This window comes from Acidovorax facilis, assembly GCF_023913775.1.
GTDB lineage: Bacteria > Pseudomonadota > Gammaproteobacteria > Burkholderiales > Burkholderiaceae_C > Acidovorax > Acidovorax facilis.
In genome coordinates, this window is the sequence record NZ_JAMXAX010000163.1 from 1 (window position 1) to 11,828 (window position 11,828).

General features: G+C 51.9%; 10 protein-coding genes, 1 tRNA gene and 1 pseudogene. 10 read left to right on the forward strand and 2 right to left on the reverse strand.

Annotation, left to right across the window (positions count from 1 at the left end; all coding sequences use genetic code 11):
* Positions 1-806: 806 nt before the first annotated feature.
* A tRNA-Ser gene (locus tag NFX52_RS26990) sits at positions 807-896 on the forward strand.
* Positions 897-973: 77 nt separating this feature from the next.
* The gene (locus NFX52_RS26995; RefSeq protein WP_055396295.1) at positions 974-2,299 is read left to right on the forward strand and encodes a phage integrase; all 1,326 of its coding nucleotides are present in this window, start codon (positions 974-976) and stop codon (positions 2,297-2,299) included.
* On the opposite strand, the gene NFX52_RS27000 is transcribed toward NFX52_RS26995, so the two are convergent.
* On the reverse strand, positions 2,265-2,543 hold the full coding sequence (locus NFX52_RS27000; RefSeq protein WP_084651283.1) for a hypothetical protein: 279 nt from the start codon (positions 2,541-2,543) through the stop codon (positions 2,265-2,267). The two genes, NFX52_RS26995 and NFX52_RS27000, sit on opposite strands and share 35 nt — an antisense overlap.
* 240 nt (positions 2,544-2,783) lie before the next feature.
* Between NFX52_RS27000 and NFX52_RS27005 the strand changes: the two genes are divergently transcribed.
* From NFX52_RS27005 to NFX52_RS27040, 8 genes and pseudogenes are all read left to right on the forward strand, one after another.
* Positions 2,784-4,178, forward strand: coding sequence for a MobA/MobL family protein (locus NFX52_RS27005; protein WP_082437356.1), 1,395 nt, complete (start codon positions 2,784-2,786; stop codon positions 4,176-4,178).
* Positions 4,179-4,306: 128 nt separating this feature from the next.
* Positions 4,307-5,113, forward strand: coding sequence for an NYN domain-containing protein (locus NFX52_RS27010; protein ID WP_028603360.1), 807 nt, complete (start codon positions 4,307-4,309; stop codon positions 5,111-5,113).
* Positions 5,114-5,767: 654 nt separating this feature from the next.
* Complete coding sequence (locus tag NFX52_RS27015; RefSeq protein ID WP_156358650.1) at positions 5,768-7,123, forward strand: hypothetical protein; 1,356 nt, start codon at positions 5,768-5,770, stop codon at positions 7,121-7,123.
* A gap of 45 nt (positions 7,124-7,168) precedes the next feature.
* On the forward strand, positions 7,169-7,591 hold the full coding sequence (locus NFX52_RS27020) for an H-NS histone family protein (RefSeq protein WP_156358651.1): 423 nt from the start codon (positions 7,169-7,171) through the stop codon (positions 7,589-7,591).
* 310 nt (positions 7,592-7,901) lie between these two features.
* On the forward strand, positions 7,902-9,101 hold the full coding sequence (locus NFX52_RS27025) for a tyrosine-type recombinase/integrase (RefSeq protein ID WP_055396300.1): 1,200 nt from the start codon (positions 7,902-7,904) through the stop codon (positions 9,099-9,101).
* A gap of 43 nt (positions 9,102-9,144) precedes the next feature.
* Positions 9,145-9,762 (forward strand): hypothetical protein, encoded by a 618-nt coding sequence (locus tag NFX52_RS27030; RefSeq protein WP_055396302.1) that lies wholly within the window; start codon positions 9,145-9,147, stop codon positions 9,760-9,762.
* 933 nt (positions 9,763-10,695) lie between these two features.
* Positions 10,696-10,920 (forward strand): hypothetical protein, encoded by a 225-nt coding sequence (locus NFX52_RS27035; protein WP_055396303.1) that lies wholly within the window; start codon positions 10,696-10,698, stop codon positions 10,918-10,920.
* A 125-nt stretch (positions 10,921-11,045) separates the two neighbouring features.
* Positions 11,046-11,489: pseudogene (locus tag NFX52_RS27040) on the forward strand (JAB domain-containing protein); the annotation flags it as partial.
* A gap of 154 nt (positions 11,490-11,643) precedes the next feature.
* On the opposite strand, the gene NFX52_RS27045 reads toward NFX52_RS27040, so the two are convergent.
* A partial coding sequence (locus NFX52_RS27045) for a hypothetical protein (protein WP_252635900.1) occupies positions 11,644-11,828 on the reverse strand: 185 nt, incomplete at its 5' end.

Below are 11,828 nucleotides of genomic sequence, written 5' to 3' on the forward strand. Positions count from 1 at the left end.
CGAACCCATCGGGTACATCCCACCTGCTGAGGCTGAGGCAAACTACTACCGGCAACTCGCCAGTCAGGCCACTGCGGAAGTGGGCTGACTTAAACCAAACAGCCTCCGCAGAAACCGGGGCGATTCAAAGTTGTCACGCAGCCCACCACGGGGCCCCACTTCTTGGAAGATGCCGCCACTGTTGCCGGTACTCGTACCGGGCTTCTTTCCTGCTGTCATAAATTTCCTTTCTGTACAGCAAGTTCCCCCGGTACGTAGAACCCTCTAAAGCGTCATCAAGGTGATTCAGCTATGCTCAACGTTTCCTGGGACGTGAGTTCGGGAGCAGATTTCGCCGGTATCGGTAGTCTGCTGGCCTGCCGGGACTGGTACTCTCGGCAGGTCTTTCTCTTAGCTGGATGGAAACCCAGCACGCACACTATATATGGGGTCTTTGGCGGTTGCAAGACACTACCGGTAGTGTCCCGTGCATAACTTTGTGGATAAACTGGGGCCGTTATGTGGATGGGTGTGTATAGGCCAAGTTATGGCTTGACCCATAGGCTTACCCATCGCCCGGTACTCAACAGCTTGGGCCTGTCTTCTCTGTCGGCTATGTGTGGACTGGCGCGGACGCGCCGCCGCCCCTTCATCCGGTTGCCTCTCCTACCCGCCACACTACCCACCCCGCTGCTCTGGGTGAGGTTCTGAGCCCCACCAGACGGCGCGCGCTGGCCCCACGGCAAGCGACCGCATTTGGCGTGGAAGATAGAGAGAGGCGCTGGTGTCCCTGAAAATCTGGCTATAATCGCAGGCTTCGACAGACAGGAGAGGTGGCAGAGTGGTCGAATGTACCTGACTCGAAATCAGGCGTAGTGGCAACACTACCGTGGGTTCGAATCCCACCCTCTCCGCCAAACGCAAAAAACCCTTGTAATTCAATGAGTTACAAGGGTTTTCTTGTTTTGGGTGGTAGCAAAACTGGTAGCAATCCATGTCTTTGCCTCTACCCATCTACCTTCTTGGTTCCAGCTACTACCTACACACCCGCATAGGTGGCAAGCAGGTCAAGCGCTCCTTGCGCACGAGCTACCAACGGGTAGCTATCATCAGAGCCATCGCCCTATTGAATGGCTTGACGATGCACAAAAAGCCCGACCTCAGCAACCTGAGCACCTACGAATTAGACCTCTCCCGAGGCATCCTGAAAGCTGATGGCGACGAAGACCACGCCCGGCTAATGCAAGCCCTACAAGCCATGCAGGCGGTACAGCAGGCCCAGCCCCAAGCACCCGCGCCAATTGCTGCACAAGCACCAGCAGACGACCCTACGGCCCTCAAATTGGCCGAATTGCTAGAAAAATTCTTGTCGCTTAAACAGGTGAAGCAGGCTACGGCAATTGCGTATAAAAATTGCATCGACGAATTAGCCAAATTTCTAAAAAATCCCCCAATTACTCGCATCACCGCTAGCGACATAACGCGGTATCAAGAATTTCTAGCGAAAAAAGAAAATGGAGTCAAAAAAGGCAACAGCATCCGCACAATTGACAATAAAATTTCAATTATTAGAGCCATTTTTAATTTCGCTATCAAACAAAGCTATACACGCAACGGCAACCCAGCCGAAAACCGCGCACTACTGACAAAAAAACAACGTCTTAGCGGAGGCTATGCGATTTTTGAAAAAGAAGAAATAGAGCAGTTTTTCAAAAGTGAATTCTTTAAAGAACAAGAAGCAAAAGACCCGGACTATACAACCGCTGTTCTCTTCGGGTTATTTACGGGTTGTCGGATTGGTGAAATTACAAGTCTCAAAAAGGATAATTTCAAAAAAAGCTCAGCCGGGGTAAGTTATCTTGTTATCCGTGATAGCAAAACACAGGCCGGAATTCGTGAGATTCCATTGCACCCTTGCCTAATTGAGAAGGTGTCCGATTTTTTAGAGAAAAAGACGGACAAAATTTTCAAATATGTGGAAAAAGAAGGCAAGGGCACCGGCAACGCAGTAGGTAAGAAATTCGCCCGAAATTTAGAAAGTGCAAAAATTGAGCGAGAGAAGCTAGTTTTTCACAGCCTAAGAAAATTCGTGAATAACGAATTGATGAAAAGTGGGGTTAGTTTAGAAAATCGCTGTCAATTCATAGGGCATGAAATAGAGAATGTGAATGTCTCGATATACACAAATAAAATTAACATTGACGCACTCGCCGCCGCAATTTTTCCGACCTTGGAAAAATTCCGCGACCTGATAGAAACAAAAAAAGCCCCGTGGGAGGGTTTGGTTACGGATTTTTCGGAGCTTGTTGACCCGATGTAAGCTCTTTAAATAGCACTTTATCGCGCTCTCCGAGCGTGTTCAAAAGGCCTACAACGTAATTTTGTAGGCCTTTATTTTTTTCTAATTCTTTTAGAATGAGTGCGCCTAGGATAATTTTTCTTCTGGTATCCTCATTCTTTTTCTTCTTGTTCATGAGTGCTTCAAGATTCCGTTGACGTTTGTCTAGCTGATTTTTCTCAACTTTTAGCTTTTCTATCCTGTTTTTTATATCGTCTGCCTTCATTTTAATTGCCCCTAATAAAATTAGGGTAGCATAAAATTAATTCAAATTCTAATTAAATTCGCATATCGTGATTTTTTCTGCTATTCTGAAATTAGCAGCGAAGATATATGTTAGCGGATAAATTAAATAGTCATCATCTATTAGCCCCCTGCAAGGGCTCACTTATGCAAACTCCCCACAAGGGGGAGATTTGCGTTCGCCCTGCGGGGCCATTGCTTCGCAACCTTGGAGATTTAGCCCATGTCTAAATCTCTTGCCGTGTGGTTTACTCCGTCTCTACAAACCATATCGCGCAGCGCTGGGCGTAGCGCCGTAGCCGCTGCCGCATATCGTGCGTGTGTAAAGCTCATAGACCAAACTACGGGGCTAATTCACGACTACACCAAAAAAAAGGGGCACGTTGAAACTATCCTAATTGGTGCTGATGATATTTCGGAGCTTTGGAACAAAGCCGAATTAGCAGAGACTCGAAAAAATTCTACGGTGGCCCGTGAATTGATGCTCCCATTGCCTGACCAATGGACGGACAACGAGCGGCGCGAATGCGTCCGCGACATCGCGCAACATTTGCGCGATACATACGGCGTAGCCGTATCTGGTTCAATTCACGCCCCAAACAAGCATCATAGAAACAACCATGTTCACATGATGTTTACCACCCGCACGGTGGACGAATTAGGACAATTTGGCAAAAAAACCCGAATTCTTGATGATATGAAGACTGGCGAAGTTTCAAAGCTTCGGGAAGCAATTTGCAAAATTGTCAACACCCACGCCGAAAAATTAGATTCAGATTTCTATGTCTACGCCGGGAAATTTTCCGACATTGACAAAAATCATATACCTACCAAGCACATTTCAATCAATGCAGGCAAAGAATACCGAGCCGCTATCACAGCACAAAACACTCAGGTAAAAATACATCGCGCCAATCTAGCCACGCATGAAAAAAAAGCTGAGCTGTTGAAAGCAGAGCTTTCTAACGCTTTAAATTTGAAAACCCCTGAAATCACACCCGCGCCAGATGCCCCTAAGAGCGTCGATTTAAAAAGGGTTGAGCCTACCCCACATGCCGAGCCAAAAAGCCCATTTAGACGCAAAAAAATCCCCGTTGAATGCGAAAAGGCTTACCAAAAGCATCAAGACACAATTAAAAAACGCGATAAAAATGAGCGACTATACAAGGACTGGTATAAAAAACATGGTGACCTTTTAGCCAGTGAACCGACAAGAACTCAGAGACTTTTTGCAAAAATCGGGTTAAGCACCGCAAAAATTGAGCGTTATGACTTTGAGCTATCGCAAGCTACAAAAGCTTTATCCAACATTGCACACAATAGAAATTTGTATAACCAAATTCTTGGCGACAAAAATTCATTGGCGCTTATTGAGCAGTACAACGCAGCCATTGACCACAACGCCAAAATCTCGGAATACGAAGCACAAGCAAAAATTGCAAATGCCGCGAAATTGGAACGCGAACGCGAACGCGAACGCGAACGCGAATTAGCCGAAGAACAAGCGCGGCAATTGTCCGAGCCTTATCAAGATTGGACGGTGGGTTGTGACCCTACAAGAAATAAATTTGAGCAAAACTTCACCCGAACCTCGCAATTGGGAGGCATGGAATATTAAAATCACTACGCCATCCAAGAGAAATCGTATTCAAGTAAATTTAAAAACATTTCACCCTTAACCATGATTGACTACACAATCATCATATGCGACAATTTATTTCCTATTGCAGAGAGGAATTTTAGACAATGGTTGCACCCCGGCTCATAGCGAAAATTGAATCAGAGGAACCGACCGCTCGTTTGGCGGTGCTGATTGATGCTGACAATGCACAGGCATCCGTCATTGAAGGCATCCTGGCAGAAGTGGCACGGTTCGGAGAAGCAACCGTAAAACGCATTTATGGTGATTTCACTTCCCAAGGCAGTTCATCTTGGAAGAAGGTTCTCCAAAAATACGCCATCAAGCCCGTGCAGCAATTTGCATATACCACAGGCAAGAACGCCACCGATAGCACACTCATTATTGATGCGATGGATTTGCTCTATACCCGCAAATTTGACGGCTTCTGTCTGGTAACAAGCGACAGCGACTTTACCGGCCTTGCAACCCGCCTACGGGAAGAAGGATTGACGGTCTTAGGCTTTGGAGAGCAGAAGACCCCAGACGCCTTTCGTAATGCCTGCCACAAGTTCATTTTTACCGAAGTTTTGCGGCCAAGCGTTCCGGAGCCGGTTACAGCATCACCCAAGGTTGAAACTGTATTAGCAAAGACCGTTGCACCTGTAACGCCCACCCCGGTAGTCAATTCAAAGCCAGAATTCCCCAAAAAATTCGTGCTGGACGCTTTGGAACAGTCATCCGATGAAAACGGATGGGCACACTTGGGAACATTCGGTGGATATTTGAGCAAGCTGCAATCCGACTTCGATTCCCGCCTGTATGGCTACAAGAAGTTGTCTGACTTGGTGAAGGCCAGAACAGACCTTTTCGTTACGGAAGAACGCACTGCGCCGGGCCAAACGATGAAGAACCTATATCTACGGGCCAAGTAAAACAGGCTCCACAAAGATAAGCCCCAGATTTTGCATCTGGGGTTTTTTTGTTGTCCGGCCCTTTCCGCCCCTAAAAATTTATCAACCGGAATTTGGAGAGGATTGGCCAAAGATAAGAGCCGCTTTTCTCATTTGTAAATTCTGCTCCCCCATCCCGAACGCCGTGGGGACTGGGGCTAGCTGGTTCGGCTAGCTGGTTCGCACCCCATATTTAAAAAGAGTAAAACTTAGCGGGGGGCCCCTGCCCGGAAGGGCTGGGGGGCGCAGCGCCTAGGTAATAATTGTATTAGCCATACACATTTGAGAAAAAAGCTAGATTTCATGCGGGTTTCCGGGGATTTTTTTTTCCGTAACTTCATTTACTTTTGATATCACATTACGAGCCAAGAATTGAAGGTTCCGAAAGTCAAAAAAGAAAAAAACCGGATGCGCTTTAAAGGCACACCCGGTCTTCTTGACTTTTCTATCCAAATTTGATAATTTAATCGGAGCAAATCAAGCGCCAACTCGATTTGCCCAAGACTGACAAGTAAACCAACTACTCATCAATCTCCTTCACCTAATATTTTAGTTTTTAAAACTTAATTGTCAAGTGTGTTAAAGGGGTAAGTAAAAAAGTTTCTTTCGGTTTTGTAACTGCAAAGGAACCAACCCATGAAATTTAACATTACTGCAATTAGACAACACGAAGCCTCAAAGCTTCTAACAAAAAATTTTCTCGAAACCGGAAAAAACATTCTTGGCGACGGTTTAAAGCTCTGCCAACGCGCGAAAGCGCACCACACACAAAACCCGGGCACTGCTTTTATCGTGGTAGAAAAAAAGGCCATTAAAGAAAAAATTAACGGCAAATGGCAGACCAACGTTTATACCCTATCCCGTATGCACGATACAGCACAGTGCGGCAATGCCCATTTGTGCCCACATTGCACAAGCTACAAAGCCGCGCATATGCGTGGATGGATTGAGCTAGAACTATTGCCTGCTGCCAAATCCGGGAATCTATGCTTAGGTCTACTGACGCTCACTGCCCGTCATCGCCGCGATTGCGATTGGTCTGCATACGTCAAAAATTTTTATTCCGCTTTGGGCTTGTTCTCTATTTCCATGGACCGCGCATTCAAAAAAATTGGCTACCTGGGCCGCTTGCGTACCCTTGAATCACCGGTAGGTAACCACGGAATCCACCCACACATTCACGACCTCTTTACATATGCCCCCGGCACCGATTTGGCGAAATTTCAAGAAATTGCCCTCAAATACTGGAAAAAAGCACTAAAAAAAGTCGGCTTAGATTGCAACAACCATGGAATCAATATAAAGCCAGAAGGAAAATTTGACCCGCTCTATGTCGCAAAAGAGATGGCCGCCTATGACACAAAAACGGGCGATACCGACGACAAGGAGGACAGCAAAAATAAAAACCTTTTCCAATTGCTAGACGCAAGCGCAAAAGGCGACACGCAAGCCGCGAATGATTGGATTAGAGCAGCCAAAGCAATTCAAGGCCGTGACAGATGGAATGTTGGGCAACTCGCGCAAAAGCTCGGAATTCCTTGCCCTTCCGAGTGGAAAAAGCCCGAGGGTATCGCAAAAGTAGACCCTCAGCGCCTTCTAATTTCTTACCCACAACCGCAGCACATGATAGCCACCAGTCCGAGCAACCCCCGCGCCGGATTGGCTTTCATACTTCGCGCCGCGCGCAACGAAGCAGCACGCCCCGGCACAACTCAGCGCATGGTCTTGCGCATGTGCGACGAGACAATAAAAGCCGATGTTGAACAAATTAAAGTCAGGTACGCTAAAACGCTCGCAAAGCTAATTAAATCAAGCTTCACCTCAGAAGAAAAAGAAAGACTGTGCGCAAAAATTCACAGTCATTGCACCTTTGCAATTGCAGAGTACCGCGCCACGACTTACAGCTACATGCACCCAGCGCCGAAGCCTGCCCAGCAAGTTGTAGATGACTACTCCGACCTAATTCCAGACCTAGAATTAGACTTTTCCTAATTGCAATTTTGTGTTAAATTGTTGGCTTCACTTAGGAGGCTAACAATGGCGGACACTAGCACGGCACAATTGGAGAAATTGGAGGCGGAACACGCTAAGCGCATTGCAGCGCTACAAGACATTGAAGCGCAATTGTCCGCATTGCGTGCCGCAAATCGCGACGCAAAGCGCGCAGAGCTCAAAAAACAAATTGCTGACTACGGCTTTACCGCCGCTGACTTGTTCGAGCAGACAAAGCCCAAGCGCAAGCCACGCACAGCCAACAAAGCCAAAGAGGGTGAAGCAGCAAAGCCCACGGCAGAAGCCAAATACCGCAATCCCAAGACGGGTGAAACATGGAGCGGAGGTCGCGGACGTAAGCCCGCATGGGTGGTTGAAGCCACCGCTAAGGGCATTGACATTGAAACGTTTCGAATCCCTGTCACTCCTTCGAACGGTGCAGCCGAAACACCCCCCAAAACGGCTTAAAAACCGTGGTATAAGCGCTACTCGCGGCTACTGGTAGCACTGCTGGTAGCAAAATTTTAGACACCGCTGCCGCCTAAGTGGTTGATTTACAAAGGTTTTTGAGGTTGGGCACATTTGTCCCACCCTCTCCGCCAGGATTAGCTCCACTACAGAGCGCTACCGTCCACTAAAACCCCGCTCCCCATAGGACAGCGGGGTTTTTTTTGTCCATTTGCGTCCGCTACCGTGCGGATGTATCCGCGATTCGCAGGGGGCACAATTGGGGGCATAAATCGGGCTTTTCCGATGCCCCCAAAAATGTGCCCCCAAAATGCCCCTGACCGACACAGCGTGCAAGAAGGCCACTTGCCCCGAAGGACGCCCCAGCGTCCGCCTGGCCGATGAAAAAGCCCTCTACCTGGAGGTGACCGCCGCCGGGGGCAAATATTGGCGCTGGAAGTACCGCTACGGCGGCAAGGAAAAGCGCCTAGCGCTGGGTGTGTACCCCGAAGTCACGCTGGCGCAGGCCCGTGAAGCGCGGGATGAAGCCCGCAGGGTGTTGGCAGCCGGTGATGATCCTGGACAGCTCAAACGCGATGCCAAGATGGCCAGCGCGGTCCACCAGGCCAACACCTTTGAGGCCGTGGCCCGGCTGTGGTGGGAGCACTGGAAGGACGGGAAAAGCGAGCGCCACGCCGCCTACGCAATCAAGCGGCTGGAAGCTGACGCCTTCCCCGTGCTGGGTGCTCGGCCCATTGCCAGCCTTACCGCCAAAGACCTGACCCGCATGGCGAAAGCCGTGCAAGACCGGGGTGCCATCGACCTGGCGCATCGAATTCTGCAGATGGCGGGCCAGGTGATGCGGTACGCGGTGGCGCACGATCTGATCGAGCGGAACCCGGCCACTGATGTGAAACCCAGCGACACCCTCAAGAGCCGCAGGAAAGAGAACTACGCCCGCCTGGGTGAAAAGGAGCTGCCCGAGCTGCTGCGCAAGATCGAGGCGTACCAGGGCGGGCCCTACACTCGCCTGGCCATGCAGTTGATGGCCCTCACATTTGTGCGCACCACCGAGCTGATCGCGGCGCGCTGGGCAGAGTTCGACCTGCAGGCCGCAGAGTGGCGCATACCCCCCGAGCGCATGAAGATGAAAACGCCCCACATCGTTCCCTTGTCGCCGCAGGCCGTCGAGGTGTTGAAGGTGTTGCACACCCTCTCAGGCGGGCGCGAGCTGCTGTTCCCTGGGGAGCGTGACCACGCCAAGCCCATGAGCAACAACACCATCCTGAAAGCCTTGGAGCGCATGGGCTACAAGGGCCGCATGACGGGCCACGGCTTCCGGGGCATGGCGTCAACCATCCTGCATGAACAGGGCTATGCGCACCACGCCATTGAGCTGCAGCTGGCCCATCAGGAGCGCAACGAAGTGAGCGCGGCCTATAACCATGCGCTGTATCTCAAGGAACGCCGCACGATGATGTGCGATTGGGCGAACCACCTTGGCCGCCTGCGCCGTGACGCTAGCATTTAGTCGCGGGCGGGCCGTGCGATAAGCTGGACCATGGAGGTGACTTATGGAACTGGGATGGGAATGGATTTTGTCCGTTGTCGCTGGCAGTGCGGGCGGTGGCGCTCTCGTTTTGATAGCTGGCTATCTCGGCAAGGCGCAGCTATCGCACTGGCTGACTAAAGATTTAGAGGCGCTTAAAGCACAGCATCAGCGTGATCTGGAGGCGTACAAAATCAGCTTGATCGCGGAGGCTGAGCGGGCGAAGGCATCGCAGGAGGTTCGGAAGGCGATGGCTGTAAAGATCGCTGAAAAAAAGTTTGCCGCACTGGATGTTCTGCATCGGGCTTTGGATCCTCAGGCAATGCAATTGCTGTCATTGATTCAACTTGCGCCAACCCTAGATAGGCTCGATGTGGCTCAACGAAGTGGCAAACTTGCCGAGAGGTGCGGAGAGTTCTCTGCGGCGGCTCGGATGGCGGCGCCATTCTTGCCTATCGAGGAGGCAAAGTTCCTTTCGGATTACGCTTCATCGATTGCCCAGATTCTGGTCCGGCTTGGTAGTGATCAACTCGACACCGGGCCCGAGAGCTTGGCCCTGCACGTAAAACAGGTGATGGGTACTCAAATCGCTGCGGACAAGATTGTTCGGGCGCACCTTGATGCGATGCTGGCCATGACCTAACTGGGGTAATGGGCTGTTTCCGATGTGCACCCGACTTCCTTAGATGCCGTCTTTCTGCGCGCATAGGCGGCGCGCGCCAATGCTCGGACGTGTTCAGGGGTTGCTGTCCGGCGTGCACGTTCCCTGGCTCTGAAAGGCTCAGGGTTCGCGGCATAGGCTGCACGCTTGCGCTCATTCCTTGCGCCGCTCCTGCGTTTGGCCGATACCCTGTCCGTCTCGTTGTATCGCTCACGATTTGCGTTTTTCCGCTGCCTGCGCTTCTCCAGCTCGGCGACGCGCCACTCTGGCGTTTGCTTGGCTAGGCGGGCAAGCGCTGAGGCCTTGTAGCGCTCGATCTGCGCTGGTGTGAGCTGCGCGCGCCATCGGCGTTGCCGCTCCCGCCGTTGCTCACTCTGGTCATCGGTCTCCTCTGCCTTGTCCTGCCGCGTCCGCTCTGCCCGATGGGCTGCCCAGTGCGCCTTCGCTACTTCCCTTTCTGGTCCGTGGACGCGATAGAACCATGGGATGTGACCCAGCAGGCGTTCGCCATCCGCAGTGATGGTTCCAGCGTGGTAACGAGTGCGCGAAGGTGCTCCCCAGTAATCGCTCGCCAAGCGTTCCCCCTCCTCGTCTCGCCTTGTGCGCCATCCTTTGATCTCGCGTGATTCGTATGTGGTCATCGGTGCGTTTGCGTGCAATAATCCGGCCAACCCCGAAAGGGGCTGGTGCTTGAAAACACCATTTCGATCAGCGGCGCAACCTCCCCGTCAGTGAGGTTTTGTCACGTCTGGATTTTGCAGATGCGGTGTTGATCCGCGTCTCATGATTACGGGCGGGATGGCTGGAGTGGCAACACCCGGCGCACGTCTGATCGCGTGTTTTCAACATCCCGTCCACCCTCTGCGCTTGAAAACGCGGTGGGTGGTTTCAAGTCTCGATCAGGAGCATGAAACCATGTCCATGGTGATCCACCTGGCCAGCCGCTGCGCTGCGCCTTCTCTGCCCGCAACAGGCACCCCCGACCCCATTCAGCACTACGCCGACGCCCACAACGCGCTGGCGATGGCTCTGCATTACCTGCGCGAGCCCGACAAGGCGAACGTGGCAGGCGCTACGCGCAAAGCAGTGCAGGCCCTGGCAGCGCTGCGGCGCCTTGACGCCGCGCAAAGGAGGGCTTGAGCATGTCGACCACATCAATTGCCAAGCCAACCAAGCGCCCTGTTCTCCGTCGCCGCGCAGGCGTCGGGGAGGCTATGCCTGCATACGGACTCAGCGAAGGGTCGAACAGCTTTCGCATCGGGCTGAGAGCTCGCGAGCGTGCCGTCATTGATCGTGCGCTCAGCATCTTGGGTCGATATCTGAGCGGGCCAGGTGACGTTTTCCAAGACCCCGACGCCGTAAAGCGGTATTGCCGTTTGCACCTCGCTGCCGAGCCTTGCGAGCACTTCGCAGTCCTGTATCTCAACGCCCAGAACCAAGGGATTGCGTTTGAGCGGCATTTCACTGGAACGCTCACACAGACGAGTGTGTACCCCCGCGAGATAGTGTCTGCCGCCATACGCCACCACGCTGCGGCAGTGGTGCTGACGCACAACCACCCGAGCGGGAGCGTGCAGCCCAGCCGTGCAGATGAAGCCTTGACCTGCGCGTTGAAACACGCGCTAGCGCTTGTCGATGTGCGGGTGCTGGACCACGTGATCGTGGGCGGCACGCAGGCGCTAAGCATGGCAGAGGCTGGGTTGATCTAGTCAATAGGCATGGCTTGAAAACCTGGATCCGGGTATTCATAGCCGCTATCGCGCCGTGCAAGTAGTCCAGTAATTATGAGATTTTGGACGGCGCTATCGATACCGAGCGGTCTTTGTTCGGGTGTCCTCTTGCTTATGCACGCCTATGTACACATCAGGACGCAAATAGTGCAGTTTTTTTGAGATTTTGCACTGCGTGATCGGCACTCTGAACGTAAGCGTCCAGCCGAGGCATCTTGAGTTGAGCCACATGTCCCGCGAATATCGCGGGCATGATGAAGAAGGTGGATGCAGTTTGCGTGGCGACGATCGCGTTGTTTGCGCGCTGGCTCAGCGTTG

Excerpts from the sequence above, each read along its gene's own strand:
- NFX52_RS27020 (WP_156358651.1), top strand. The coding sequence starts at position 7,169 with ATGGCGGACACTAGCACGGCACAATTGGAGAAATTGGAGGCGGAACAC.
- NFX52_RS27025 (WP_055396300.1), top strand. The coding sequence starts at position 7,902 with ATGCCCCTGACCGACACAGCGTGCAAGAAGGCCACTTGCCCCGAAGGA.
- NFX52_RS27005 (WP_082437356.1), top strand. The coding sequence starts at position 2,784 with ATGTCTAAATCTCTTGCCGTGTGGTTTACTCCGTCTCTACAAACCATA.
- NFX52_RS27000 (WP_084651283.1), bottom strand. The coding sequence starts at position 2,543 with ATGAAGGCAGACGATATAAAAAACAGGATAGAAAAGCTAAAAGTTGAG.
- NFX52_RS26995 (WP_055396295.1), top strand. The coding sequence starts at position 974 with ATGTCTTTGCCTCTACCCATCTACCTTCTTGGTTCCAGCTACTACCTA.
- NFX52_RS27015 (WP_156358650.1), top strand. The coding sequence starts at position 5,768 with ATGAAATTTAACATTACTGCAATTAGACAACACGAAGCCTCAAAGCTT.
- NFX52_RS27035 (WP_055396303.1), top strand. The coding sequence starts at position 10,696 with ATGTCCATGGTGATCCACCTGGCCAGCCGCTGCGCTGCGCCTTCTCTG.
- NFX52_RS27010 (WP_028603360.1), top strand. The coding sequence starts at position 4,307 with ATGGTTGCACCCCGGCTCATAGCGAAAATTGAATCAGAGGAACCGACC.
- NFX52_RS27030 (WP_055396302.1), top strand. The coding sequence starts at position 9,145 with ATGGAACTGGGATGGGAATGGATTTTGTCCGTTGTCGCTGGCAGTGCG.